Raw genomic sequence first — 23,625 nt, 5'->3', positions numbered from 1 at the left:
CTGCCGCGGTCCGGTCGATGGCTCTACGCGGCGACCACAGGCGCGGGCGGTGGCGGCAGCGGCGCGCCTGGCGGGGGCGGAGGCGGCAGCGGCGCACCGGGCGGCGGGGGCAGCGGCGCGCCCACGGGCGGCGGCGGGGGAGGCAGCGGCGCACCGGGCGGAGGCGGAACGGGGGCACCCGGCGCCGGCGGCATGCTGACCGAGATGACGTTCGGCCCGGCGGGCGGCGCGGGCGGCAGTGGCTGCTCGGCAGGCATCGGCAGGAACATGTGCTTGGTGAACTGCGGCTGGTGGGCGCCCTCGCCCCCGATCTTCACGCCGCCGCTCTCACCGGACGAGACCGGGGTGCCGTCGGGCAGTGTCACCGCCGCGTGGCCGCTGTTCCACCCGATGACCAGTGCCCCGGGCTCCGAGCCGTGCTTGAAGCCGCGGGCCAGCAGCGCGCTCTCCATGTTCCCGGTGTTGAAGCGATCGCCGTAGATCGGTCGTCCGGTGGCTGCGTTGCTCACCCAGGAGGCCAGACCTGAGCAGTCCGTACCTGCGGGGCTGTCACCGCCGGAGATGTACGGCGTGCCCGAGACCTGGTTGATGAGCGTCAACATCGTCGCTAGAGCAAACATGCGGCCGGACATTAACAGAACGCCCGTGACCCGCCAAAAGCGGTGATACCGGCCACAATACGGGAATTCTATGACCAAGATCACCAATCTGGCGCAGATCCGGCAACATCCGGGCCCGTTACGGGAGGAGTTCCACGATCGCCCGCGAATCACACATCCGCGCAGCAAATCAACGCCCGAAGACGATCAAATCCGTCCGACCAGGCGAACTTTCGAGGCGACGACGGCGATCGCGCCGGTGCGGAGAGCGGTGGCCCGGCCCGGCGTGCGCCGACCCGCCTTCGACCGATTCGGGCCGGCCCTGTCACCGCCGCCGTTACCATTCGCCGGTGGCCAAACTGGAGTTGACCCGATCGTTGTCCATCTCTCCCGAGCAGGCATGGGGCCATGCGTCGAATCTGTCCGAGCTGGGCGACTGGCTCACGATGCATCAGGGGTGGCGTGGCGAGGTGCCCGCCGAACTCAGCGAGGGCACCACGCTGGTGGGCGTGGCAGGCGCCAAGGGCATGCGCAACCGGGTGACGTGGACGATCCGCACCTTCGATCCACCGAAACTGCTCAAGGTCACCGGCGACGGCGTAGGAGGTACGAAGTACGCGCTGACGATGTCGGTGAAGCCCGCGGCCGAAGGCTGCACGTTCACCGTGCTGATCGATCTCGGCGGCCGACCGCTGTTCGGGCCCATCGGCGCCGCCGCCGCCCGTGCCGTCAAGGGCGACATCGAGCGCTCGATCGAGCGCTTCGAGGAGTTGTACGGCTGACGCCCGCTCAGCTTCGGGGCGTGGCGACCGCCGCGATGCGGGCCGCCACGTCGGCGGCGACCGCCAGGGCGGCCGCGTCGTCGGCCGCCTCGTACCGGTCTGCGACGGGGTCGTAGGTGGCGCCGGCGATGGCGGCGTGATCGGTGTCGAGTTCGACGAGGTCGACCGGCCAGTCGTCACGCCGTAGGGCGGCGGCGAACTCCCGGCTCGCATTCACCGGCACGACGTCGTCGCGGGTGCCGTGCAGCAGAAGGAAGGGCGAGCGACGGCCGACGCGGGGCAGGCTCGCCGGCAGCGTTTCTCCCGTGAACGGTTCCGGGGCCATGAACGCTCCGGCCAGGCAGACGGTGTGGCCGATCCGCAGATCGAGTTCGGCTGCCTGCAACGCCAGCCCGGCAGCCGCGAGACCGCCCATGGACCAGCCGACCACCACGAGATCGTCGGCCCCCGCGGAGCGCTGCTGCGCGAAACGCACGGATCCGAGCAGGTCCGCCCTGCCTGCGTCGTCGGCATGGGCGTCCCAGTCCGCTGCCACCACCGCAAGCCCGTGGTCGGCCACCATCTGCGCCAGTGCACGCACGGCGCCGCGCGAGTCGGTCTGCATGCCGTGCCAGATCAGCACCGTCGGCTCGGCGCCGGTGCCGAAGAGGTCGGCATGTCGGCCGGGTGCGTACTCCGCAGTCTGCACGGCGCCAGTCTGCCGCAGCGGCCGGGCGGCCGCCACGATCAGGTCCGCCGGTGCACCGACACCGCGTAGTCACCGCCGGTGAACGGTTCGCGGTCCCACGTGGCCCAGCGGGCGATCGGCCGCAGGCCGGCCGATTCGGCCAGTCGGTCGTAGTCGGCCAGGGTCAGCCGGTCGGGACGGATCTGGAATCCCGCGACCAGCAGACCGCCGGTGACGAGGCGGCCGGCGACCGCTTCGAGCACCCGGCCCTCGGTCCCCGGCTCGACGAAGATCATCACGTTGCCTGCCATGACGGCCAGGTCGAAGGCGTCGGCCACATGCGCTCCCAGCTCGGCGAGATCGGCTTCGACCCATGTCAGCTCGGGCTGTTTGGCACGGGCCGCCGACAGCATGCCTGCGTCGACGTCGACGCCGACCACGGTGTGGCCCCGGTCGGCCAGCGCGATCGCCACCCGCCCGGTGCCGCATCCGGCGTCGAGGACGCGGCTGCCGCCGTATTCGGAGAGCAGTGCCGACACCAGGTCGGCCTCGCCGTGCACGTTGCGCCCCTCGGCGGCCAGCGATCGCCATCGCGCGTCGTAGTCATCGCCTCGCGGGGCGTCGGTGTGCTGCCATCGGGTGCTCACCGGGCCAGGGTCTCAGATCGGCGCTGATCGGCGCCAACGATGTGCGTCCCGCCGCGGGAATCATCTAGGCTGGCAAACTATGAGGTCGACGAGGAGGATCGCCGCGACGGCGATGCTGCTTGTGCTGGTGGGCGCCGGCGGATCCACGGGTTTCGCCGGCGCCCAGCCCGCGACGCCCGGACCGCTCCCGGGTCCCGCGCCGGACCCTGCGCCGGCCGCCGAAGTCGTACCCGCCCCTGCGCCGCCCCGTGGGCGCCTGCCGGGTCCCGCATCGGCGCCGGCCGAGGCTCCGGCACCGGCCGAGGACACCTTGCCTGCCGAGGCTCCGGCACCGGCAGGGGACGCCGCGCCCGCCGAGGAAGTCGCTCCGTCGGAGTCCGCACCGTCCGCCGAGACCGCTCCGTCCGCGGAGGCCGCTCTGCCCGCGGAGGCCGCAGCGCCTGCGGAGGCCGGACCGCCTGCCGAAGCTCCGGCGGAATCCGAGCCCGCCGAGGACGCACCGCCGGCCGAAGGCGCCGCGCCTGCCGAAGGCGCACCGCCGGCCGAGCCGCAGACCGCGATGAGTGGGGACGGCTCTTTCGCCGTGGGCACCCAGATCGTTCCGGGGACGTACGTGACGTCGGGCCCGGTCGACGGCAAGGTCTGCTACTGGAAGCGCCTCGGCGCCGGCGACCACGGCGAGATCCTCGACAACGCGATGACGAAGAAGCCGCAGACGGTGGCGATCGAGGCGACCGACCGGGCGTTCAGCACGTCCGGCTGTCAGCCGTGGCAGCGGTCGGACTCCGCGGCACCCGCGAAGCCGCTGCCGCCGATCGTGGCCGGTCTGCAGTTCCGGCAGTGGATCAATTCCATCGACAACAACGCCCGCCAGTCCGGCAACGGCGCGCTGCCCCCACGCTGACGCCGAGTCAGAACTGCGGCAGCCGCACCACCTGGACGAAGAATTCGTCGATCTGGCGGACCGCGTTCATGAACTGGTCGAGGTCCACCGGCTTGGTCACGTACGCATTGGCGTGCAGCTTGTAGCTGCGCAGGATGTCCTCCTCCGCAGACGACGTGGTCAGCACCACGACGGGAATGTGGGAGAGCTCGGGATCGGACTTGATCGTCTCGAGCAGCTGCCTGCCGTCGTACTTGGGCAGGTTGAGGTCGAGCAGGATCAGGTCCGGACGGGGCGCGTCCGGATAGGCGCCGCGCCGGTACAGGAAGTCGAGGCCCTCCTCGCCGTCGTGCGCGACATGAAGGTTGTTCTTGATCTTGTTGTGCTCGAACGCCTCCCGGGTGATCAACTCGTCGCCCGGGTCGTCTTCGATCAGCAGGACGTCGATGGCGCGGCCGGCCGTGGTCATGAGGGTGTTCCTTCCGGTGAGGCCGCCGCCAGTTCGTCGGTTGCGGCGTGAGGTGCGTCGAGCGCAGTGGGCAGGGTGAGGCGGAACCGCGTGCCGTCGGTGTAGGCGGTGTCGATCCAGATGGCGCCGCCGTGGTGTTCGACGATCTTCTTGCACAGCGCCAGGCCGATGCCGGTGCCGGTGTAGGAGTCACGGCCGTGCAGCCGCTGGAAGATCACGAACACCTTGTCGACGAATTCGGGGGCGATACCGATGCCGTTGTCCGACACGGTGATCAGCCATTGCCCGTCGTCGTCGCCGGTGCCGGCCTCGCAGTCGATGACGACGTGCGGGGGCCGGTCCTCGTGCCGGAATTTCACCGCGTTGCCGATCAGGTTCTGCCAGAGCATCGCCATCAGCGTCGGATCGCCGACGACCCGGGGCAGCGGGGATGACCGGTCGATCTGCGCGCCCGCCTCCTCGATCGAGGTCTCCAGATTGGACAGCGCGGCGTCGAGGGTGGCGTCGAGGTCGATCTCGGCGTATGTCGCGTTGAGCCTGCCGACGCGCGAGAAGGTCAGCAGGTCGTTGATCAGCACCTGCATCCGCTTGGCGCCGTCGACGGCGAACCCGATGTAGGAGATCCCGCGCTCGTCGAGCTGATCGCCGTACCGCTTCTCGAGCAGCTGGCAGAACGAAGCCACCTTGCGCAGCGGCTCCTGCAGGTCGTGCGAGGCGACGTAGGCGAACTGCTCGAGTTCGGCGTTCGACCGACGCAGGTCGACGGCCTGCTCGTCGAGCGCCTCGGCCTGCAGGATGAGCCGCTCGCGCGCCGACCGCGACGAGTCGAGTTCGTCGACGATGCGTTGCCGCATGTTCTCGACGTCCACCGCGATGCCGCGGATGTCCTTCGGTCCCCGGGGGACGATGCGTTCGGTGAAGTTGCCCTCGGTGATGCGGCGGCAGGTCTCGGCCAGACGTGCCAGGGGCCGGGACACGGCATTGCGGACCAACACCGCCAACCCTGCCGCCGCGGCGACGAATGCCACGACGATCGCGGCGAGCACCCGGTCCCGCCAGGTGCGGACCTCGGCGAGTTCCTGCACGCCGGTGGCCCTCGCGGCCGACAACTGCTCGTTCTGGAGGTTGAACAGGGCACGGAGGTTGTCGAACTCGACCTTGCCGCGTTCGGCGGTCGCGCTGTCCATGAAGCTCGGCTGGCCGGGGGTGATGCTGCGGATCAACGGCTCGGCGTAGGTGGTCCGCCACGCCTGCGCGGCGTCTTCGATCGCGTCCAGGTCTGCCAGCAGGTCGGGCCGGTCACCCAGCCGCGCACGGATGTCGTCCGCCGCGTCACGCTCCGCGCGCTGTCCGTCGTAGTAGGGCTCGAGGAACTGACGATCGGCGGCGATGGCGTATCCGCGCACGGCTGTCTCCTGATCGCGCAGCGCCGCCTGCAGCTGATAGGCCGCCACCCGGGACGGCTGGATGCCGTCGACCAGGTCGCGGGCCACCCCGTCGGTGCGGTTGAGCAGCACCACCGTGGCGACCGCACCTGTCAGTACGACCAAACCGATGACGGCCAGCACCAGCGTCTGCCAGCCCGCCACCGTGAGCTGCGAGCCCCGGTGCCGGTCGGCGACGGGCTGCGACTCTGCCGTCACAGCGCCGTCCGTTCCACCCGGACCACCGCGATGTCATCGGTGATCCCGCCGTGGCCGCGCGCCATGTCCTCCGCGCCGTTGATCAGGGCTTCGACGAACTCCGGCCCGGGCAGGTGCGCCAGCGAGCGGGCCAGCTCGAGTAGCCCGTCCTCGCCCAGTCGTTCGTTGCCGCGGCCGGAATGGCCCTCGAACAGGCCGTCGGTCAGCAGCACCAGGCCCTTGCCGGGAGGGAGTTCGACCTGCTGGGGCGCCCAGTCACCGGAATGCAGGCCGAGGGCGGGGCCACCGGGTGGCTCCACCCAGTCGACCGTCCCCTGGCCGTGCAGCAGCATCCCGGGATGTCCGGCACGCACCGCGGTGATGAGCGGTTTGTCCGGGGGGATCGCCAGACTCAGCACGGTGGCGAAGATCCTCCTGCTGGCGCGCTCGGCGTGCAGGATCCGTTCGAGCTGGCGCATCCGCTCGCTGCCCCGCAGCCCGGCGAAGGTCAATGCCCGCCACGCGATGCGCAACGCGACGCCGAGGGCCGCCTCGTCAGGGCCGTGGCCGGCGACGTCGCCGATCATCACGTGCACCGTTCGGTCCGGTGTCTGCACGAAGTCGTAGAAGTCACCGCCGAGCAGGGCATTCTCCCGGCCTGGCCGGTACTGGGCGACGATCTCCACGCCGGGATCGTCGAGCAGCAGCGGCGAGGGCAGCAGGCCTCGTTCGAGCCGGGAGTTCTCTCGGGCCCGCAGCCGGCTGGCGTGCAGTTCGACCGCCGTCAACTCGGCCCGCTTGCGTTCGATGGCGTAGAGCACCGCCCGACGCAGCATCTCCGGTTCCACCCGGCCCTTGACGAGGTAGTCCTGGGCGCCGGAGGCGACGGCGGAGACGCCGAAGTGCTCGTCGTTGCGACCGGTGAGCACGATCACCGGGATGGTGGCGTCCCGGGCGGCGATGCGGTCGAGCGCCTCGATGCCGTTGACGTCGGGCAGGTGCATGTCGAGCAGTACGCAGTCCGGTCGCGCCACGGTCAGCGCGTGCTCAGCCTGCGCCATCGACTCGGCCCAGACGACGTGGAAGTCGGCGTCGGCGTCGGCCACCAGTTCTTCGACGAGCACGGCGTCACCGCGGTCGTCCTCCACCAACAGCAAGGACAACGTCTGACGCTCGATCGGGGGTGGGAGCACGGGCATCGGTCCCGAGTCGTACGGGGCGCGCATCGGCAAGTCGTCCTTCACCTCACAGATCACGCGGGCCGCGTCGGCTTCTGTCCGAAGCGACGCTGACGACAATACTCAGCGCGTCCGGTGCAGGCGCGCCGATACCGACCTATTGGGTCGGGCGCGGCGCCGGCGGTGTCAGGATCGCCCGCCCGAGGCCGCCACCTGGCACTCGTCCGGACCGCTGCGGAATAGCCGGGGCCAGGCGAGTGGTTGGCTGTCGACATGACCGACAACTCGTTCGACCCGCGTGCGCTGATCGCGCAGAGCCGGCTGGGAGTGCTCGCGACGCTGAAAGCAGATGGCCGCCCGCAGTTGTCGCCTGTCACCCCGTACTACGACCGCGACGCCGACGTCCTGTACGTGTCGATGACCGAAGGCCGGGCCAAGACCGCCAATCTGCGCCGGGATCCGCGTGCGGCGCTGGAGGTGACGAGCCCCGACGGGTGGTCGTGGGCCACCGCGGAGGGCACGGTCGGCTTGACCGGTCCGGGCACCGACCCGCACGGCCCCGAGGTGCAGGCGCTGGTCGACTACTACCGCAAGGCCGCGGGCGAGCACCCCGACTGGGACGAGTACCGCAGCGTCATGGTCTCGGACCGGCGCGTGTTGATGACGATGACCGTCGCGCACGTCTACGGCGAACGCCTGCGCTGACAGCTCGGCTCACGCGGGGGGAGCCGCCCCGAGCACCTTCTGCAGGTCGGGCTTCATCGCCTGCAGCTGCGCGCCCCAGTACCCCCAGCTGTGATTGCCGTCCGGCGGGAAGTTGAACACCGCGTTGCGCCCACCCGCGGCGACGTAGCTCTCCTGGAACGCCTTGTTCGTGTTCAAGGTGATGTTCTCGAGGAAGCCGGCCGAGAACGTCCCGCCGAAGTTGCCGCCCGCAGTGCTCAGATCCGATGTCGTGCCGGTGCCGCAGTACACCCACACCGCCGTGCCGTTGGCGACCAGCCGGGCGATGTTGACCGTCGGGTCGTTGCGCCGCCAGGCGACGTCACGGGCCGGTCCCCACATGTTCGTCGAGTTGTAACCGCCCGCGTCCTTCATCGCCAGTCCGATCATGGTGGGCCACAGGCCCAGTGAGGGATTGAGGTAGCCCGAGAGCGAGCCCGCGAAGATGAACTGGGCGGGATGCCAGATGGCGAGGTTCAGCGCCGATCCGCCCGACATCGACACGCCGACAACGGCGTTACCGGTCGGTGAGATACCGCGGTTGGCCGCCAGCCAGGCGGGCAGCTCCTGGGTCAGGAACGTCTCCCACTTGTAGGTGACGGTGCCGCTGGAGCCCGCGGCAGGCTGATACCAGTCGGTGTAGAAGCTCGACTGCCCGCCGACGGGCATCACCAGCGACAGCCCCGACTGGTGGAACCACTCGAACGCCGCGGTGTTGATGTCCCACCCGTTGGCGTCCTCCTGGGCCCGCAGGCCGTCGAGCAGGTACACCGCGCGGGGGCCGCCGCCCTGGAACTGGATCCGGATGTCGCGGCCCATCGACGGCGACGGCACCGCCAGCGTCTCCACCGGCAGTCCTTCCCGCGAGAAGGCCGCGGCGGTGGCGGACTGGCCGGCGATCCCGAGCAGGCCCGGCAGCATCAGTGCGAGCAGGACGACGACCGACGCCCGGGGTGTCCGTGCGCGCGACCTGGAGTCAGAACAAGCCATCATCGGTATCCGTCTCGGTTCGTGGGCAGTGCACCGCGCACGGTATCGCCGTCGCGGGTGTCCGGCGTGCCGCCCACGCCGCGCCGTGATCGGCTTGTGATCAGGGGATCCGGCGCTGCGCCTCACCGTGTCCGAGCGCGACGAACACGGCTTCTAGCACCGCGGGCCTGCCGGCACGCAGCGCGGTGCGGCGTGACGCGGTGTTGAGGCGGTCGATCGTCCCCAGCAGCAGCCGGTTCGGGGCGCCGTAGAGCCGCGCCCACCGTGCCTGCGCCGATGCGGCATAGCCGCGGCCGACGTGCTCGGGGTCGATGACCTCCTCCTGGATCTCGTCGCCCTCGAGCCAGTGCACCCGGCCCGGGGCCACCGCCAGCAGTCCCACGGTGCGCCCGCCTGCGCGCGCCGCGTGCGCCCGGCCTGCCGCGCACCAGGCGGTCAACGCCTCCGCATCGGCGGGGAAGATGTTGCGGCGCAACGCCGGATCGGTCGATGCGAGTCCGCGGTACGCGCGGGCCACGAGTTGCACCGCCTCGTCGCCGGTGGCGAAGCGATCCAGTTCCACCCGGCCGTCCGCGGCGGCCATGTCCCTGCAGCGTGCGGCGTGCACGGTCAGGTCGGTGACAACTCGGGCACCGGTGAGCCGGCCGGGGGCGGCGTAGAGGCGCAGCGCGCCCGGCGCGAACGCCGCCCATTCCGACCGCACGCAGTCCCGTAGGTCGTCGAGGTCTGAGAAGTCGTGGGCGACGACCTCGATGAACGGCCGTGCGATGTCGCGGCCGCGAAACCTGATGCCGCCGAGCAGGGCGCCCCGGGAGGAGCCGACGAGGCGGTGCGCGAACTCGCCGGGGGAGATGCCCGGCAATCGCACCTCGCTGAATTGCGCCGCGAATTCGGGATCGTCGACCCGAGCCGTCTGCTCCGACAGCCAGTCGTCGACGACGCGGCGGCCCTCGTCGCCGTACATCAGTTGCGCAAGTGCGTACTGGTCGGCGAGCGAGGGCCACCGGGTCGGGGACATACGGGTGACCCGATCAGATGCCGCCCGCCGCGGCAACCGATTTCAGGGCCGGAAGGAACCGTTCACCCGGTTCGGGGCGACCGGTGTGCCGTTGATCGTCGAGCTCATCGACCCGTTCCCGGTGCGCTCGAGGCGCTCCGCCTGCTCGAGCTTGCGCTGGTTGCGCACCTTCTCGCGGAACTCTGCCTGCTTGAGCTGTTGCTTCTCGAACACGGTCAGGTCGTCGTTGTCTCCGGTGAACTGGACGCCGAGCGACGACCCGTCGGCACGCACGATCCAGGATGCGCGGGTGCCGCCGGCGTCCGCGGTGTAGATGCCGGCGGGCGGTTCGGCGGGTGCGGCGGTGAATTCGTAGGTCGTCCCGTCCATGGTCAGGTCGCCCTCGACATCGGTGCCGTCGAACGACGCCGTGAGTGTGTCGCGGAACCGGGACGTGATCTCGATGCCGCCGGCGGTCTGCTCGCCGAAGAACCAGGCTTCGTCGTCGGTTCCGTTGCACGCGTAGGCGGTGACGTCTTTGCCGTCGACGGTGATGCCGATCGTCATCGCGTCACCGTCCTTGCTCATGTCGGCGACGAAGGTGGCCGACGGCGGAAAGGCGGTGCCGGACGTGGCCGACGAGGTCTGCGCGGCATCCGGTTTCGCGGGTTCGGATCCGCCGCAGGCCGACAGGGTGCCCAGTGCGACCAGCGCACCGGAGCAGGTGAGCACGATCCGGCGGTATCCGGCCATGATGGGTCCTTTCTGTGCGCTCCCGGCGGAGCGGTCACCCCCTCGACGGGCGGGGAGTGGAAAAGGTTCAGCGCGGTTCGCGGTGACGTCCGCGCCGCGGTGCCAAGCCTGACAGAATCGGGCACAACCGGTGTCGGGTTGAACCGGATCGCAGTCCCACCCGTCGAACAGGTGAGAGATGACAAGCCCGGAGACGCCACCCACAGCGCGCACCGCCGGCCAGGCCGAGCAGTTGCGCGCCATGCACGATGCGCACAGCCTGCCGCTTCAGCGCTATGTGCTACGGCTGACCCGCGGTGATCAGCAGTTCGCGGAGGATGTGGTGCAGGAGTCACTGTTGCGGCTCTGGCAGAAGCCGGAGGTGTTGGCCCGGCCGAGCGAGTCGGTGCGTGCCTGGCTGAACACCGTGGCCAAGAACCTGGTGATCGACGATCGCCGCAGCGCGCGCTTCACCCGTGAACAGCAGACCGAGGAGATGCCGGAGCGGCAGACGCCCGACATCTTCGGCCCCTCGGTCGACAAGATGGTGCTGGCCGACGTGTTGCGGTCATTGAGTCCGGATCACCGCGCCGCGATCGTCCGCACGTACTACCTGGGTCAGACCATCGGCGACATCGCGGCGCACGAGGGGGTGCCGCCGGGCACCGTGAAATCACGGCTGCACTACGCGGTGCGGGCGTTGCGAACGGCGTTGGAGGAGAGGGGAGTGGTCCGATGAGCACGGACGACAACCTGGCCGAGTGGGATGCGGCCTATGTGCTCGGCGCCCTGACGCCGGCCGAACAGCAGGAGTACGAGCGGTATCTCGCCGCCGATCCCGCACGGCGTGCCCAGGTGGACGAGCTGCGGGTGATCCCGCCACTGCTCGATGCACTGACCCCCGAGGAGGCCTACGCGCTGCTCGAGCCCGTCGACGCCGGCGACGGACCGGGAGAGCGTGCCGCCCCGGTGACCTCTCTTGCCGACGCCCGCGCCGAGCGGAAGAGCCGCTCGCGGACGGGACTGTGGACCAGCGCGCTCGCCGCCGCCGCGGCGCTGCTGCTCATCGGCGGCTTCGTCGGCTACGCGGTGATCCCGCGGCAGGCCACGTCGACGGGAGAGGTGACGCTGCAGGCGATGTCGCCGGGCTCCCGGGGCGGTGTCAGCGCCGCGCTGGCGGTGTCGGAGAAGGGCTGGGGCACCCGGTTCGACTGGACCTGCGAGTACACCGCCGAATGGGCCACCGACGTCGCGAGTTACGACCTGGTGGTCACCACCGTCGACGGCGCACAGTCGACGGTGGCGTCGTGGAGTCCGGCGGGCGACGAAGCGACCGGCCTCGCCGCCGCCACCGTCATTCCCACCTCGCAGATCCGCACCGTCGACATCCGGGTTGCGGGAACGGACACCAAGCTGGCGGTGACGACGGTGAACACCTGACGGGGACGGCTCATCCGCAGAGGCGGCGCACCTCGGCGTCGGCAGCGTCGGCGTCGCGCAGCCGGCCCGCCTGATCGGGATCGGAGTTCTGCGCGCCTGCCGTCGCGGCGGCCGCGATGTCCATCAGCCCGTCGGCGAGGCGGTGCACCGCATCCGACAACTCTGCCGGTGTCGCCGGGTCGAGGCGCGCCAGCAGGTACTGGCCGCCGTCGAAGAGGGACAGCCGGGCGTTGGCGGCCGCGGCGAGCGAGCCTGCGACGTCGTCAGCGGCGACGGGTGCGGGCTCCCCGGTGTTCAACGACACGCCCGTGCGCACCAGCTCTGCTGCGGCACAGACCTTCTGCTTGGCCTGGTCGCGCTGCTCCTGCGGATACCGGGCATCGGTGGTCGACCCCGGGAACGTGCGCCACAGCGCCCAACCGGACAGGCCGAGCGCCGCGACGGCGAGCACCAGCGCGATGCCCGACACCCACCGTGAGCGCTGCGGAACCGCCTTGTCCGGCATCTCAGCGGGGGAAGGCTGCGACATGTCGGCGATCGTAGCCGCGACAGCGCTGAGTCCCGCATCGACGGCCGTGCGCCGATGTGTCCGGAAGCGAAATAGGATCGGCACATGCGGCTGCCCGTGCTCATCGCGATAACCGTGGCGACCGTCGCGTTGGGCGCGTGCAGTCCCGCGGTGAATGACCCGGAGCCGCCCGCAGGCCCGGCCGCCCCACCGGTGCCGACGGTCACCGGCGAATCGGGGCCGCCCGGTGCCGCGCTGCTGATCGGCCCGGCGGCGCAGCATCCGAACGCCGACCGCCCCGTCAACGACACCCTGACCATCGGTGACGCCGCCTCGGACACGGTGGGCGGCATGCTGCCGGGTGACACGATGCTCAGCCCGTTCGAGGTGTCCACGCCGATCCTCGAACGTCTGAATTCCGCGCTGCTCGACGCGGTGCAGAGGGCCGCCCGCCGGGCCGCCGCCGACGGCGTCGACATGAAGATCACCTCGGGGTGGCGGTCCCGCGGGTTCCAGCAGCGCCTGCTCGACGACGGCGTACGCACCTACGGCGGCCTGGACGCCGCACGGCAGTTCGTCGCCACCCCCGAGGTGTCCAGGCACGTCGACGGCGAGGCGATCGACATCGGGCCGACCGCAGCCGCCGACTGGATGATCGCCAATGGCCGCCAGTTCGGGCTGTGCCAGATCTTCGCCAACGAGAACTGGCACTTCGAGCTCGCCACCGACGAGCGCGGCGACTGCCCGCCGCTGCGCCCGAACGCGGCGGGCTGACGCGGTGGACGACGCCGTGTAATCACCGACGGCCGGGGTATCCGCAACCGTGCCCGAGACCATGACCATCCGAGATCCCCGCACCGGCGACATCGCCACCGAGGTTCCCATCGCCGACGCGTCGGCCTGCGACGCCGCGGTGCGGCGGGCCGACGCGGCCGCGGCGGGCTGGGCCCGCACCCCGGCCGCCGAGCGCGCCGCCGCGCTGAGCGCCGCAGCCACCGCCGTGCGCGCCGCCGCCGACGAGCTGGCCGGCCTCAACGAACGCGAGACCGGCAAGCTCGTCGCCGATGCGCGCGGAGGCGTGGAGGCGGGCGCCGGGACACTCGTCCAGTACGCCGAACTCGGCCCGCTGCACCGGGGCCGGAGCCTGCACGGCGGCTGGTCGGCCACCGACCTGATGATCCCCGAGCCGCGCGGTGTGGTGGCGGTGCTGACGCCGTGGAACGACCCGGTCGCCGTGGCCGCCGGGCTGCTGGGCGCTGCGCTGGTCACCGGTAACACGGTGGTGCACAAGCCCAGCGAGCGGTGCCCGGGCACCGGCCGCCGGTTCGCCGAACTGATGGCCGCCCAGCTGCCCGACGGTGTCCTCGAGATCGTCGACGGCGACGCGACGGTGGGGGCCCGGCTCGCCGCCGCCGAGGAGGTCGACGTCGTCGCGCACGTCGGCAGCAGCGTCACCGGTCGCGCGATCGCCCGGGCCTGCGCCGAGCGCGGCGCCAAGGCCGTACTGGAGAACGGCGGCAACGACGCGCTGCTCGTCGACGACGGCGTCGATCCGCGGTGGGCCGCCGAACAGGCGGCACAGGGCGCCTTCGCGAACGCCGGCCAGATCTGCGTGTCCGTGGAACGCATCTACGTCAACGAGTCTGTCGCCCAGCCGTTCCTCGACGCGCTCGTCGAGCAGGCCGGCGTCTGGGCCGACCGGATTGGGCCGCTGGTCGACGAGCGACAGCGCGAAGTGGTGCACCGACACGTCACCGAGGCGGTCAAGGAGGGGGCGCGGGTGCTCGCCGGGGGAGAGCAGGGCCGTGGGCCCGGCACCTTCTATCCACCGACCGTGCTGGCCGACTGCACCCCGGACATGCTGGTGTTTCGTGAGGAGACGTTCGGACCGGTCGCCCCGGTGCGGGTGGTCCCGGACTTCGGCACCGCGCTCGCGGAGGCTTCCGACGACCGCTACGGCCTGGCCGCCACCGTGCTGACGCCGGACATGGCGCACGCCCAGGAGGCCTGGCGGACGCTACCGGTGGGCACGGTCAAGATCAACGCGGTGTTCGGCGGGGCGCCCGGCGGGGCCGCGGAGCCGCGGCGCGCCAGTGGCAGCGGCATGGGTTACGGCCCGGAACTGCTCGACGAGATGACCGCCATGAAGGTGGTGCACTGGTCGCCGCCACCGGCGTGATCGGGCCGGCTCAGCGGCCGGTCCCGGCGAAATCGGCGACGATCCGGCCGAGTTCGGCCCCGCGTTGCTCCTGCACGAAATGGCCCGCGCCGGCGATGGTCACGTGGGCCTGACCCCGCGCCCCCGGCACCCTGTCCTGGAACACCCGGTCCCAGCCGGCGGTCGCGGGATCGCCATCGGAGTAGGCGGTCAGGAACGGCCGGTTCCACCGCTCGAGCGCGGCCATGGTGGCGCGGCCGATGGCGGCGCCGGGATCGTTGCGCGTCAACGGGATCAGCGCGGTGAGCTGTCGCAGGCCGGCCTGATAGGACGGGTCCGGGAACGGTGCGTCGTATGCCGCCAGCACGTCGGGGTCCAGCGGCCCGGCGACCGCGTCGAGGAACATGCTGGCCGTGATGGTCGGACTGCGCTGGTAGTACGACACGTAGTCCAGCAGCGTCTCGGTGAGCAGCACCGCATCGTCGCCGACACCGTGATGCGGCCACGCGAGCGCACCCGCCAGCGCGGGATCACAGGTGTGCAGGATGGTGTTGCTGGCCACCACGCCGGCGAACCGGTCCGGGTCGCGGGCCAGCACACTCAGTCCGATCGGGCCGCCCCAGTCCTGAGCCACCAGGGTGACGTCGCGCAGGTCCAGGGTGGTGACCAGGCTGTGCACCCATTCGACGTGTCGGCGGAAAGTGTAATCCGTTCTCTGCGTTGGCTTGTCGGAGCGCCCGAAGCCGATGTGGTCCGGCGCGACGACGCGGTGGCCGGCGTCGACGAGGACCCGGATCGTCGTCCGGTAGAGGTACGACCAGGTGGGCTGTCCGTGCAGGAGCAGCACGACGGCCCCGTCGGGCGGGCCTTCGTCGACGTAGTGCATCCGCACCGGTTCACATCCGCGGCATCGCACGTCGGCGTAGTGCGGCGCGAAGTCGAACCCCGGCAAGTCGGTGAAACGGTGGTCCGGTGTCCTCAAGACGTCCATCTTCACCCGTCCCGCTCCGTCGTCGGACACCGAACCCGTAGCTTGGTCTGCTGGTGAGAACATTAATCGACTTCGACACCGCGCCCGCGTTCGCCATCCCGGCGATCGATGCCGGGGGTGAACCGACGGTGCGCGAAGCCATGCTGATCGAGGGCCCGCAGGGGTGGGGCGAGTTCGGCCCGCCCGTCGACTGCGATGACGCCGAGGTGGCGCGCTGGCTGACCGCAGCCGCCGAACCGGGCACCGTGGGGTGGCCCGACCCGGTGCGCGGCCGGGTGCCCATCGCCGTTCCGGTTCCCGCCGTCGGTGCCGATCGCGCACACGCGATGGCCGCCTCGTCCGGTTGCCGGGCCGCCGACGTCACCGTCGTCGGAACCGCCGATTCACTCGCGGGCGACGTCGCCCGGGTCACCGCCGTCCGCGACGCCATCGGCGCGACCGGGGCGCTGCGCTGCATCCCGTACCGGCCGTGGGACGCCGACACCGCGGTGCGGGCGATCGAGGAGCTCTCTGACGCCGCCGGCGGCCTGGAGTTCGTCGAACATCCCTGCCGCACAATCGAAGAGCTTGCCGCGGTGCACCGCACGGTCGGTGTGCTCATCGCCGTGGACGCGTCGGTGGTCGACCTCGCCGGGTGGTCGCCTGCCGCGCTCGCCGACGCCGCGGACCTCGCCGTGCTCAGGTGCGGGCCGCTGGGCGGTGTGCGACGCGCGCTTCGGGTCGCGGAGGCGACCGGCCTGCCGTGCACCGTGGGATCGGCGGGTGAGACGAGCGTGGGACTGGCCGCCGGACTGGCACTGGCCGGCGTGCTGCCGCAGTTGAGATTCGCGTGCGGGCTCGGCACCGGCCTGCTGCGCGGCGGCGACGTCGTCGCCGGCAGGAGCCTGATCCCGGCCGACGGGTACCTGCCGGTGGCGCCGATGCCCGCGGGACCCGACCGTGCGCTCCTCGACAGGTTCGCGATCACCGATCCCGCCCGCGTCACCTGGTGGCGGGACCGGTTGCGTCGCGCAGTGGGCAGCTGACGTTTCGCGGAAAAGCGATTCGGGCAGACTGTCGATCTGCCGTCGTGGGGACGGCACGCCGGGCATCCCTCCCCGAAAGGCGGCGATGTGATGAGTGAGCAGACCACGACGGCCAACGGCCTGGGCACAAGCCTCAAGTCGCGGCACATCACGATGATCTCGATCGCCGGCGTCATCGGCGCCGGATTGTTCGTGGGGTCGGCCAATGCGATCAAGGAGGCCGGGCCTGCGGTCCTGATCTCGTATTTCCTGGCCGGCACCCTGGTGGTGCTGGTGATGCGAATGCTCGGGGAGATGGCCACCGCCAATCCCGACACCGGGTCCTTCTCGGTGTACTCCGACCGGGCGTTCGGCGGCTGGGCGGGCTTCTCGGTCGGCTGGCTGTACTGGTGGTTCTGGGTGCTGGTGATCCCGGTGGAGGCGACGGCCGCCGCGGAGATCCTGTCCAACCTCGTCGGTGGCGCCCAGTGGTTCTGGGCGCTCGCGGTCACGCTGCTGCTGACGGTGACCAACCTCGCCAGCGTCGGCAACTACGGTGAGTTCGAGTTCTGGTTCGCCCTGATCAAGGTCGTCGCGATCGTCGCATTCATCGGGATCGGCCTGGCCGCGATCTTCGGCATCATCCCCGACTCACAGGTGAGCGGGGTCCAGCAGCTGTGGGAGCCGGACGGGTTCATGCCCAACGGTTTCGGCGCGGTGATCGCCGGCATGTTGATCACCATGTTCTCGTTCATGGGCACCGAGATCGTGACGATCGCGGCCGCCGAGTCGCCGAACCCGTCCAAGGGGATCAGCAGGGCGGTCAACTCGGTGATCTGGCGAATCTCGCTGTTCTATCTGGGCTCGATCTTCGTGATCGTCGCCCTGATGCCCTATGACCAACTCGAGGACGGTTCCTACCAGTCGACGCTGGAGGCCATCGGCATCCCGGGATCCAAGCTGATCATGGACCTGGTGATCCTCACCGCGGTGGCGTCGTGCCTGAACTCGGCGCTCTACACCGCGTCCCGGATGTTGTTCTCACTGGCCGATCGCCGCGACGCGCCACAGGTGGTGCGCAAGGTCGCGGGCAACGGCGCGCCGTGGGTGGCGGTGCTGGCGTCGACGTTCGTCGGGTTCCTCACGGTGATCGGCAACTACCTGTTGCCGGAGAAGATCTTCGCCTACCTGCTGGCGACCAGTGGCGCCGTGGCGCTGTTCATCTACCTGGCCATCGCGGCGAGCCAGTTCGTGCTGGGCAGGCGGATGCGCGCGGAGGGCGAGGAGCTGCCCTTGCGGATGTGGCTGTTCCCCTATCTGACCGGGATCGTCATCGTGTGCATCATCGCGGTGCTCGTGCTGATGGCGTTCGATCCCGGTCAGCAGCAGGCGATCCTGCTCTCGACGGTGTCGGCGTTGTTCATCGTGGGTGCCGGAGTGCTGGTGCACCGCCGGCGCAGCCACGACACCACACCGGTGTAGCTCACTCCTGCTCGCGCAGCGCGGCCCGGATCATCGGCAGCAGCCATCCCGACAGCGGCCAGACCGCGGCCAGCGCGATGGCGCAGGCCACGCCGACGAGGTTGAGCACGGCCCGGTGTCCCCGGTGCTGCGGGTCGGCCGCGACGTCCGGGCGCAGCAGTAGGAAGGTGGTGAGCACCCATCCGGCGAGATACCCGGTGATCAGCAGGACGTTCATGTCCCGCCGTTTCTACCCCTCATGCGAATCCACCGCATTCCGGCAGGTCAGACCGGCCACTCCTGACGCCGGTACGCGGCGTCGAAGAACATCCACTCGTAGCGGGCGGTGGTCGCGAAGTGCGCGCGGGCGACGGTCTCTTCCTCGGCGGTGAGCGCCGGTCCGATGCGGTCGGTGAGGTCGAGCACCTGCGTGACGGTCGCGGCGAACTCATCACCGCCGTAGCTGTCGATCCAGCGTTGGTAGCGGGAATCCGTCGACCCCCGATCGGCAAGGGCCGCACCGACTTCGGCGTAGATCCAGTAGCACGGCAGGACCGCGGCCAGTCCGTCGGCGAAGCTCCCGCCGTACGCGGTGGCGATGAGGTAGCTGGTGTAGGCGACCGTCGTCGGGCTCGCGGTGATTTCGGCCAGGGCGGCCGCGTCGAGGCCGAGGTCGGGCAGCAGCGAGCTGTGCAGTTCCAGCTCGACGTCGAAGACCTCCGCGGCGTGCCTGCTGAACATCGCCGTGTCGGTCAGTGTCGGCGCCTTGGCACCGACGAGCGCCAGCGCCCGGGCGTAGTCACGCAGATAGTGCACGTCCTGCGCCACGTACTCGGCGAACGCGCCTGCGTCGAGGCTGCCGTCGGTCAGGCCGGTCAGGAAGGGATGGTCGAGGATGGCGCCGAACGTCGGCGCGATATCGCGCCACAGCCGCGCCGACCAGGAGTGCGGATCCGACGCGCCGATGGTTGGTGTCGTCACGACGACCATCCTCGCAGGCGCGGGCCGATGTCGACGTGCGGTCAGTGCGCGAACACGACGGCGTCACCGAGGCGAATGGTGCCCGAGCCGAGCAGCCGGCAGGCCGAGCCGCCGCGGCGACGCAATGCCGCCGCGGCGCCGGGACCGATCTCATCGTCGAGCAGCCGGCACGGTGCCACCACCCGCACCACCTCGAGTTCGACGTCGCCGATGCGCACCAAGGTGCCGGGCGCGGTAGGGATCTCGCCGGCGTCGACGGTGATGTTGCGGCGCGTCGCGGCGGCCTCGAAAGGGTGTCCGAGGTCGTCGGCCGCCGCGTCGAGCGACGTCTGGGACTGGATGGTGACGTGCCTGTGCCGGGTGCCGTGATAACGGTCGCCGATCAGGCCCCGGCCTTCCTCGGCGACGACCGCCTCGACCGAACGCATAGGCAGCCGGCGGCCGGGGGCGATGTTGATGGCGACTACGTTCACCGACGCGAGTGTAGGACCGCGGCGCTTACAGCCGCCCCTTGAGGATGAGGTTCCAATAGCTGCGTGGCAGTCCGTAGCGGTCGAACGCCCAGGCGCTGCGCCGTGCGGCGAGCGGGTCGATGAACGACGGCAGCGACGAGGTGATCGCGCCGCTGCGGTCGAACTCGCCGGGGATGAGGCGGTGCGCCGAGGTGGTGACGGGGGCGACGGTGTAGCCGTCGTAGGTGTCGAGGCGTCGGCCGGCGCGCGCGGCGAGCAGGTTGTCCACCAGGATCGAGATCTGGCGCCGCAGTGCGCCACCGGAGGGGTCGGTGTCCACGGCGGCGGCGTCGCCGGCCGCCCACACGTTGGCGTGGTCGCGGTGCTGCAGCGTCAGCGGATCGATGTCGATGAGGCCGTGCGGCGCCCGGCCGCCGAGGCCGGAGGCCTCGATCCATTGCGGCCCCCGGAACGGCGGCACGAGGTGGAGCATGTCGTAGGGCACCTCACTGACTTGTCCGGCCTTGTCCGCGACCGTGATTCGGCGCTCACCGGGATCCACGGCGGTGACCGCCGTGTCGTGCATGACGTGCACGCCCAGTTCATCGCAGCGGCCGAGCAGTCGGTCGTCGAGTTCCGGCACGCCGAGCAGCCGGGGCCGGTCGATCACCAGCGTGATGTCGACCGGTCGAGAGGTCTTGTGCCAGTGGGCGGCCGCCAGGAACAGCGGCTTGACGGTGGTGCCCGTGCAACTCACCGGCGGCCGGGGCACCGTGAAGACGGCCCGGCTGTGCGGGGGGAGGTCGCGCACCAGTCGCCAGGTCTCCTCGGCCTGGTTCAGGTAGTTGCTCGCGACCGAGGACGTGGCCATCGCGGCGTCCACGCCGGGTAGCGCGTCGTTGTCGGGGACCAAGCCTGGTCCGAGGATCAGGTCCCGGTACCCGTAGCGCCGCCCGGAGGCGCACTCCACGACGCGCTGCGCGGCGTCCACCCCGACGGCCGAGTCGCGGATCCAGTCGCAGCCGCGGGGCGTGACGGACCGCTGGGTCCGTTCGGCACTCTGCAGGGCGGCCTCCCCGCCGCCGACGTAGGACAGCAGGGGACGGTAGGTGTGCACCTGCTGCGGTTCGATGACGGCGACGTCCTCGACACCCTGGCGGATCAGGCGGGCGGCGGCGCTGATGCCCGCGTTGCCGCCGCCGATGACCAGGACGTCGTACGAACCGTCGGCAACCATGCCCGCGCTCTACCCTCAGACGGCGGCGGTCAACCCTTCGCCCGGGTCCTGGCCTGTTCGAGCTCGGCGATCAGGGCGTCCACCTCGGCGCGCCGCTCGGCGGGCACGAGCAGCGAGTAGAACGTGCCGACGCTGACGGTCACCTGCAGCAGGTGCTCCTTTTCACGGCCGAACAACTTCTTGCGGCGGGTGAGCTCGTCGACCCGGGTGTCGGAGTACTGGTCGGCCGGGTTGCGGCCCCGCGACGATCCGGTCCTGAGTTTCTCGACCCAGTTGCCGTCGACCACGATGCTTTCCCCGTTGAGCCCGTCGATGCGGAACATGGGTGAAGTAAACCAGCGCCGGCCGCGCAGCGCCTCGCCTCGCCTCGAGGGCGAATTCGCCGCCCGGTCACGGTCGTCGGCCGTGGGACGATCGGGAGGTGCCGGACTGGACCTACCACCCGCTGAGTCCCGTCGCCGGGGCCGTGCTGGGTGCGCACCGGACGCGGGTGCTGGCGCTGCGCCTGCTCGCGGCACTCATCCGGTTCGCCGGCGGCCGACGCTGGATCCCGCGGGTGTTCGACCACCCGCGGTCGCCGCCTGAGTGGGCGGGCCGCTTCGGCGCGTCCGTGCCGCTGTCCGTCGCCCGCGACTCGGTCACCGTTCTGCCGGTGCAGGGCGCAGGGATCGTGGAGATCGGCCCGGTGGGCGCCGCCGACATCGACGGCCTGCGGGCCGCCACCGCGGGTCGGGCCTGCCGCGTCGTCGCCGTCGCCGTCGACGACGCCACCGCGCGGGCGGCCGCCCCCTACGCCGACGAGGTCACCGTGGGGGAGGACCGGGCGGCAGTCCGCCTGGACGACCCGGCGATTGCCGGCGCCGTCGAGGCGCTGCGGCAGGGGTCGAGGGTGCTCGCCACTCCGGCGGTGCTGCTCGCCGCGGGCCCGGGCTGGTTCAACCGGGTGATCGAGGCGGCCGCGGAGACGTCACCGCCGCCGCCGACGCTGCGCGACGCACCGGGCGACCCCCGCCGCTGGCCGGGCTGGCTGTGGGGTGTCCTCGTCGGGCTGGGCATGATCGTCGCCGGCGCAGGCGCTGCGATGATCGCGCTCTGGCCGGTGCTGCTGTGGTACGACCGGGACTACCTCGGGGCGTCCGTCGCCGACCTGCACGCCGTCAACCATCATCTGGTCGGCTTCCTGCAGCACGACCGGATCACCATGGCCGGCAACATGATCGGCATCGGCGTGCTCTACCTGGGGCTGGCGTGGGGCGGAATGCGGCTGGGGCGCCGATGGGCCCGCAACGCGCTGCTGATCTCCGGCCTGGTGACGTTCCTGACCTACTTGTACTTTCTCGGCACCGGGTTCTTCGAGCCGCTGCACACCCTCGTCGTCATCGTGTTGTTCCCGATGTTCCTTCTCGCGGTGTGCCGCGGCGGTGCGCCGCCGTCGTGGCGCGCCCCGGCCGAGGGCCCGGAATCCGAACGGCGCCGGGCGTTGTGGGGCCAGCTGCTGATGATCGGGGTCGGCGGTGGCCTCTTCGTCGCGGGCGCCGTCATCTCCACGGTCGGCCTCACGTCGGTGTTCGTGCCGACCGACCTGACCTTCATGGGCACCGATGCGCACACACTCGACTCGGCGGGCCCGCAATTGTTGTCGTTCATCGCCCACGATCGGGCCGGCTTCGGCGGCGCGTTGATCGGCGCCGGGCTGGCCGTGCTGCTGATCAGCATGTGGGGCTGGCGGCGCGGCGAGACCTGGGTGTGGTGGGCACTGCTGATCGGGTGCGCCTTCGGCACCCTGCCCGTGCTGGTGATCCACTTCTCGATCGGCTACACCGACTTCGGGCACCTGCTGCCGGTCTACGTCCTCGTCGCGGCGACGGGCACGGCGCTCGCCCTGGCGCGGCCGTACCTCGCCGCGCGCGAGCCCGTGACCATCCCCACAACCACGACGCCGTGAGCGGGAAATTCGCCTCCCGTGTACGGCGTTGAACAGGGCATATGACGACTGCCAGCATCCCCGCCGACCATGCCCCCGCCACCCCGACGCTGTGGACTCCTCAACGCGTACTGGTGACGCGCTCGGCGTCGGAGACGCCGCACGGGGCCGCCATCATCGACCGGTGTGACGCCGCGGGCGTCATCGACATCACGGTGCTGTCCGGCGATCGGCTGCCGCCGGTGCGCGCGGAGAACGACCGGGCGGCCTACGCCCTGGCCAAGCGCACGCTCGCCGTCGTGGTCGCGCCGCCCAGCAAGCGTCGGCTGCAGCCCATCCCGCCCAGCGCCGACTGGCGCATGGACCTCGCCGAGGGCTGCCCGGCGCACTGCCAGTACTGCTATCTCGCCGGCTCGCTGTCGGGTCCGCCGATCACCCGCGTCTACGCCAATCTTCCGGAGATCCTCGCGGCGATGGACGAGCACGTCGGCCAGGGCACGATCACCTCGGCCTCCGAGGCGCGCTCGGGCGAGGGCACCACGTTCGAGGCCTCCTGCTACACCGATCCGCTCGCGTTGGAGCACCTCACCGGCTCGCTGTCGACGGCGGTCGCCCATGTCGGCACCCGCGACTGGGCGGGTCCGGTGGGGCTGCGCTTCACCACCAAGTTCGACAACGTCGCCGCGCTGACCGGCCTGCCGCACGCCGGACGCACCCGGGTGCGGTTCTCGGTCAACGCCGACGACGTCGCCCGCCGGTTCGAGGGCGGCACCGCGCCGCTGGCGCGCCGGCTCGCGGCGATGCGCACGCTCGCGCTGGCCGGCTATCCCGTCGGGCTGACCATCGCGCCGATCATGGCCACGCCGCAGTGGCGCGACGGATATGCGGCCCCGCTGCGTGACGTCGCCGCCGCGCTCGCCGGCGTCCCCGATCCCGACCTCACCGTCGAATGCATCACCCACCGGTTCACCGCGTCGAGCAAGGACGTGCTGCTGGGGTGGTACCCGCGGACCAAGCTGGACATGGACGAATCGGGCCGCACCCGCAAGTTCGGCAAGTTCGGCTCCGCCAAGTACGTCTATCCGAAGGACACCATGGCGCAGATGCGGTCCTGGTTCGAGGCGGAGCTGGCCGAGGTGCTGCCCGTCGCGCGGGTCCTGTACTGGACCTGAGCGCCGCG

General features: G+C 71.0%; 27 protein-coding genes. 11 read left to right on the top strand and 16 right to left on the bottom strand.

The genetic code is table 11. From position 1 onward, the window contains the following. Positions 1-23 precede the first annotated feature (23 nt). On the bottom strand, positions 24-620 hold the full coding sequence (locus ACPCHZ_RS19040) for a peptidoglycan endopeptidase (RefSeq protein ID WP_423486155.1): 597 nt from the start codon (positions 618-620) through the stop codon (positions 24-26). A gap of 329 nt (positions 621-949) precedes the next feature. Between ACPCHZ_RS19040 and ACPCHZ_RS19035 the strand changes: the two genes are divergently transcribed. Then, positions 950-1,381: a type II toxin-antitoxin system Rv0910 family toxin gene (locus ACPCHZ_RS19035; protein WP_423486154.1), complete on the top strand. Its 432-nt coding sequence runs from the start codon at positions 950-952 to the stop codon at positions 1,379-1,381. Between the two features lie 7 nt (positions 1,382-1,388). On the opposite strand, the gene ACPCHZ_RS19030 is transcribed toward ACPCHZ_RS19035, so the two are convergent. Both ACPCHZ_RS19030 and ACPCHZ_RS19025 read right to left on the bottom strand, forming a co-directional pair. Then, positions 1,389-2,069: an alpha/beta hydrolase family protein gene (locus ACPCHZ_RS19030; protein WP_423486153.1), complete on the bottom strand. Its 681-nt coding sequence runs from the start codon at positions 2,067-2,069 to the stop codon at positions 1,389-1,391. Positions 2,070-2,107: 38 nt separating this feature from the next. Beyond that, complete coding sequence (locus tag ACPCHZ_RS19025) at positions 2,108-2,695, bottom strand: class I SAM-dependent DNA methyltransferase (RefSeq protein ID WP_423486152.1); 588 nt, start codon at positions 2,693-2,695, stop codon at positions 2,108-2,110. Positions 2,696-2,774: 79 nt separating this feature from the next. Here ACPCHZ_RS19025 and ACPCHZ_RS19020 point away from each other — a divergent pair, with 79 nt between their 5' ends. Further along, positions 2,775-3,599, top strand: coding sequence for a hypothetical protein (locus ACPCHZ_RS19020; protein ID WP_423486151.1), 825 nt, complete (start codon positions 2,775-2,777; stop codon positions 3,597-3,599). A 7-nt stretch (positions 3,600-3,606) separates the two neighbouring features. Here the strand turns inward: ACPCHZ_RS19020 and ACPCHZ_RS19015 are convergent, their stop codons facing one another. The 3 genes from ACPCHZ_RS19015 to ACPCHZ_RS19005 are packed head-to-tail and all read right to left on the bottom strand — an operon-like array spanning position 3,607 to position 6,895. Further along, positions 3,607-4,047 carry a response regulator gene (locus tag ACPCHZ_RS19015; protein ID WP_364983978.1) on the bottom strand — a complete coding sequence of 147 codons (441 nt, stop codon included), beginning with the start codon at positions 4,045-4,047 and terminating at the stop codon, positions 3,607-3,609. Then, entirely contained in the window at positions 4,044-5,690 is a 1,647-nt protein-coding gene (locus ACPCHZ_RS19010) for a sensor histidine kinase (protein WP_423486150.1), read from the bottom strand. The genes ACPCHZ_RS19015 and ACPCHZ_RS19010 overlap by 4 nt, the downstream gene beginning before the upstream one ends. After that, entirely contained in the window at positions 5,687-6,895 is a 1,209-nt protein-coding gene (locus ACPCHZ_RS19005) for a PP2C family protein-serine/threonine phosphatase (RefSeq protein ID WP_423486403.1), read from the bottom strand. Before ACPCHZ_RS19005 ends, ACPCHZ_RS19010 begins: the two co-directional genes overlap by 4 nt. A gap of 225 nt (positions 6,896-7,120) precedes the next feature. Here ACPCHZ_RS19005 and ACPCHZ_RS19000 point away from each other — a divergent pair, with 225 nt between their 5' ends. After that, complete coding sequence (locus ACPCHZ_RS19000) at positions 7,121-7,552, top strand: PPOX class F420-dependent oxidoreductase (RefSeq protein ID WP_423486149.1); 432 nt, start codon at positions 7,121-7,123, stop codon at positions 7,550-7,552. Positions 7,553-7,561: 9 nt separating this feature from the next. On the opposite strand, the gene ACPCHZ_RS18995 is transcribed toward ACPCHZ_RS19000, so the two are convergent. The 3 genes from ACPCHZ_RS18995 to ACPCHZ_RS18985 form a co-directional block, all read right to left on the bottom strand. Next, positions 7,562-8,491: an esterase family protein gene (locus ACPCHZ_RS18995; protein ID WP_423486402.1), complete on the bottom strand. Its 930-nt coding sequence runs from the start codon at positions 8,489-8,491 to the stop codon at positions 7,562-7,564. Positions 8,492-8,660: 169 nt separating this feature from the next. Continuing rightward, complete coding sequence (locus ACPCHZ_RS18990; RefSeq protein ID WP_423486148.1) at positions 8,661-9,578, bottom strand: hypothetical protein; 918 nt, start codon at positions 9,576-9,578, stop codon at positions 8,661-8,663. 42 nt (positions 9,579-9,620) lie between these two features. Then, positions 9,621-10,310 carry a hypothetical protein gene (locus ACPCHZ_RS18985; RefSeq protein WP_423486147.1) on the bottom strand — a complete coding sequence of 230 codons (690 nt, stop codon included), beginning with the start codon at positions 10,308-10,310 and terminating at the stop codon, positions 9,621-9,623. A gap of 178 nt (positions 10,311-10,488) precedes the next feature. Here ACPCHZ_RS18985 and ACPCHZ_RS18980 point away from each other — a divergent pair, with 178 nt between their 5' ends. Further along, complete coding sequence (locus ACPCHZ_RS18980) at positions 10,489-11,028, top strand: sigma-70 family RNA polymerase sigma factor (protein WP_364983993.1); 540 nt, start codon at positions 10,489-10,491, stop codon at positions 11,026-11,028. Then, positions 11,025-11,729 carry an anti-sigma factor family protein gene (locus tag ACPCHZ_RS18975; protein WP_423486146.1) on the top strand — a complete coding sequence of 235 codons (705 nt, stop codon included), beginning with the start codon at positions 11,025-11,027 and terminating at the stop codon, positions 11,727-11,729. Before ACPCHZ_RS18980 ends, ACPCHZ_RS18975 begins: the two co-directional genes overlap by 4 nt. A 10-nt stretch (positions 11,730-11,739) precedes the next feature. Here the strand turns inward: ACPCHZ_RS18975 and ACPCHZ_RS18970 are convergent, their stop codons facing one another. Continuing rightward, positions 11,740-12,258 carry a hypothetical protein gene (locus tag ACPCHZ_RS18970; protein WP_423486145.1) on the bottom strand — a complete coding sequence of 173 codons (519 nt, stop codon included), beginning with the start codon at positions 12,256-12,258 and terminating at the stop codon, positions 11,740-11,742. A gap of 84 nt (positions 12,259-12,342) precedes the next feature. Between ACPCHZ_RS18970 and ACPCHZ_RS18965 the strand changes: the two genes are divergently transcribed. Both ACPCHZ_RS18965 and ACPCHZ_RS18960 read left to right on the top strand, forming a co-directional pair. Beyond that, complete coding sequence (locus tag ACPCHZ_RS18965) at positions 12,343-13,011, top strand: M15 family metallopeptidase (protein ID WP_423486144.1); 669 nt, start codon at positions 12,343-12,345, stop codon at positions 13,009-13,011. Between the two features lie 61 nt (positions 13,012-13,072). Next, entirely contained in the window at positions 13,073-14,416 is a 1,344-nt protein-coding gene (locus ACPCHZ_RS18960) for an aldehyde dehydrogenase family protein (RefSeq protein WP_423486401.1), read from the top strand. Positions 14,417-14,426: 10 nt separating this feature from the next. On the opposite strand, the gene ACPCHZ_RS18955 is transcribed toward ACPCHZ_RS18960, so the two are convergent. After that, positions 14,427-15,416 carry a haloalkane dehalogenase gene (locus tag ACPCHZ_RS18955; RefSeq protein ID WP_423486143.1) on the bottom strand — a complete coding sequence of 330 codons (990 nt, stop codon included), beginning with the start codon at positions 15,414-15,416 and terminating at the stop codon, positions 14,427-14,429. Positions 15,417-15,439: 23 nt separating this feature from the next. On the opposite strand from ACPCHZ_RS18955, the gene ACPCHZ_RS18950 reads away from it, so the two are divergent. After that, entirely contained in the window at positions 15,440-16,411 is a 972-nt protein-coding gene (locus ACPCHZ_RS18950) for an o-succinylbenzoate synthase (protein WP_423486142.1), read from the top strand. 90 nt (positions 16,412-16,501) lie between these two features. Next, positions 16,502-17,872: an amino acid permease gene (locus ACPCHZ_RS18945; protein WP_423486141.1), complete on the top strand. Its 1,371-nt coding sequence runs from the start codon at positions 16,502-16,504 to the stop codon at positions 17,870-17,872. Position 17,873: 1 nt separating this feature from the next. Here ACPCHZ_RS18945 and ACPCHZ_RS18940 read toward each other — a convergent pair whose 3' ends face one another. From ACPCHZ_RS18940 to ACPCHZ_RS18920, 5 genes are read right to left on the bottom strand one after another with little or no spacing between them, the layout of a single operon-like run. Further along, positions 17,874-18,089, bottom strand: coding sequence for a hypothetical protein (locus ACPCHZ_RS18940; protein WP_364984013.1), 216 nt, complete (start codon positions 18,087-18,089; stop codon positions 17,874-17,876). A gap of 47 nt (positions 18,090-18,136) precedes the next feature. Then, positions 18,137-18,832, bottom strand: a complete 696-nt coding sequence (gene tenA, locus ACPCHZ_RS18935; protein WP_423486140.1) for a thiaminase II — start codon at positions 18,830-18,832, stop codon at positions 18,137-18,139. A gap of 41 nt (positions 18,833-18,873) precedes the next feature. After that, on the bottom strand, positions 18,874-19,305 hold the full coding sequence (locus ACPCHZ_RS18930; protein WP_423486139.1) for an MOSC domain-containing protein: 432 nt from the start codon (positions 19,303-19,305) through the stop codon (positions 18,874-18,876). Positions 19,306-19,330: 25 nt separating this feature from the next. Then, the gene (locus tag ACPCHZ_RS18925; RefSeq protein WP_423486138.1) at positions 19,331-20,521 is read right to left on the bottom strand and encodes an NAD(P)/FAD-dependent oxidoreductase; all 1,191 of its coding nucleotides are present in this window, start codon (positions 20,519-20,521) and stop codon (positions 19,331-19,333) included. A 29-nt stretch (positions 20,522-20,550) separates the two neighbouring features. Continuing rightward, positions 20,551-20,844, bottom strand: a complete 294-nt coding sequence (locus ACPCHZ_RS18920; RefSeq protein WP_364984022.1) for a hypothetical protein — start codon at positions 20,842-20,844, stop codon at positions 20,551-20,553. A 98-nt stretch (positions 20,845-20,942) separates the two neighbouring features. On the opposite strand from ACPCHZ_RS18920, the gene ACPCHZ_RS18915 reads away from it, so the two are divergent. Together ACPCHZ_RS18915 and ACPCHZ_RS18910 are read left to right on the top strand one after the other, a co-directional pair. Then, positions 20,943-22,466, top strand: coding sequence for a hypothetical protein (locus ACPCHZ_RS18915; protein ID WP_423486137.1), 1,524 nt, complete (start codon positions 20,943-20,945; stop codon positions 22,464-22,466). A gap of 41 nt (positions 22,467-22,507) precedes the next feature. After that, positions 22,508-23,617, top strand: coding sequence for a spore photoproduct lyase family protein (locus tag ACPCHZ_RS18910; RefSeq protein ID WP_423486136.1), 1,110 nt, complete (start codon positions 22,508-22,510; stop codon positions 23,615-23,617). The last annotated feature ends 8 nt before the right edge of the window (positions 23,618-23,625 follow it).

Origin of the sequence: Mycobacterium sp. NPDC050041 (assembly GCF_049541695.1) — a bacterium.
Taxonomy (GTDB): domain Bacteria; phylum Actinomycetota; class Actinomycetes; order Mycobacteriales; family Mycobacteriaceae; genus Mycobacterium.
This window is presented reverse-complemented; position numbering and strand designations above follow the sequence as displayed.

Excerpts from the sequence above, each read along its gene's own strand:
- ACPCHZ_RS18970 (WP_423486145.1), bottom strand. The coding sequence starts at position 12,258 with ATGTCGCAGCCTTCCCCCGCTGAGATGCCGGACAAGGCGGTTCCGCAG.
- ACPCHZ_RS18990 (WP_423486148.1), bottom strand. The coding sequence starts at position 9,578 with ATGTCCCCGACCCGGTGGCCCTCGCTCGCCGACCAGTACGCACTTGCG.
- ACPCHZ_RS18980 (WP_364983993.1), top strand. The coding sequence starts at position 10,489 with ATGACAAGCCCGGAGACGCCACCCACAGCGCGCACCGCCGGCCAGGCC.
- ACPCHZ_RS18945 (WP_423486141.1), top strand. The coding sequence starts at position 16,502 with ATGAGTGAGCAGACCACGACGGCCAACGGCCTGGGCACAAGCCTCAAG.
- ACPCHZ_RS18920 (WP_364984022.1), bottom strand. The coding sequence starts at position 20,844 with ATGTTCCGCATCGACGGGCTCAACGGGGAAAGCATCGTGGTCGACGGC.
- ACPCHZ_RS19020 (WP_423486151.1), top strand. The coding sequence starts at position 2,775 with ATGAGGTCGACGAGGAGGATCGCCGCGACGGCGATGCTGCTTGTGCTG.
- ACPCHZ_RS19000 (WP_423486149.1), top strand. The coding sequence starts at position 7,121 with ATGACCGACAACTCGTTCGACCCGCGTGCGCTGATCGCGCAGAGCCGG.
- ACPCHZ_RS18940 (WP_364984013.1), bottom strand. The coding sequence starts at position 18,089 with ATGAACGTCCTGCTGATCACCGGGTATCTCGCCGGATGGGTGCTCACC.
- ACPCHZ_RS18925 (WP_423486138.1), bottom strand. The coding sequence starts at position 20,521 with ATGGTTGCCGACGGTTCGTACGACGTCCTGGTCATCGGCGGCGGCAAC.
- ACPCHZ_RS18910 (WP_423486136.1), top strand. The coding sequence starts at position 22,508 with ATGACGACTGCCAGCATCCCCGCCGACCATGCCCCCGCCACCCCGACG.
- ACPCHZ_RS18960 (WP_423486401.1), top strand. The coding sequence starts at position 13,073 with ATGACCATCCGAGATCCCCGCACCGGCGACATCGCCACCGAGGTTCCC.
- ACPCHZ_RS19015 (WP_364983978.1), bottom strand. The coding sequence starts at position 4,047 with ATGACCACGGCCGGCCGCGCCATCGACGTCCTGCTGATCGAAGACGAC.
- ACPCHZ_RS18985 (WP_423486147.1), bottom strand. The coding sequence starts at position 10,310 with ATGGCCGGATACCGCCGGATCGTGCTCACCTGCTCCGGTGCGCTGGTC.
- ACPCHZ_RS19005 (WP_423486403.1), bottom strand. The coding sequence starts at position 6,895 with ATGCGCGCCCCGTACGACTCGGGACCGATGCCCGTGCTCCCACCCCCG.
- ACPCHZ_RS18995 (WP_423486402.1), bottom strand. The coding sequence starts at position 8,491 with ATGCTGCCGGGCCTGCTCGGGATCGCCGGCCAGTCCGCCACCGCCGCG.
- ACPCHZ_RS18975 (WP_423486146.1), top strand. The coding sequence starts at position 11,025 with ATGAGCACGGACGACAACCTGGCCGAGTGGGATGCGGCCTATGTGCTC.
- ACPCHZ_RS19040 (WP_423486155.1), bottom strand. The coding sequence starts at position 620 with ATGTTTGCTCTAGCGACGATGTTGACGCTCATCAACCAGGTCTCGGGC.
- ACPCHZ_RS18965 (WP_423486144.1), top strand. The coding sequence starts at position 12,343 with ATGCGGCTGCCCGTGCTCATCGCGATAACCGTGGCGACCGTCGCGTTG.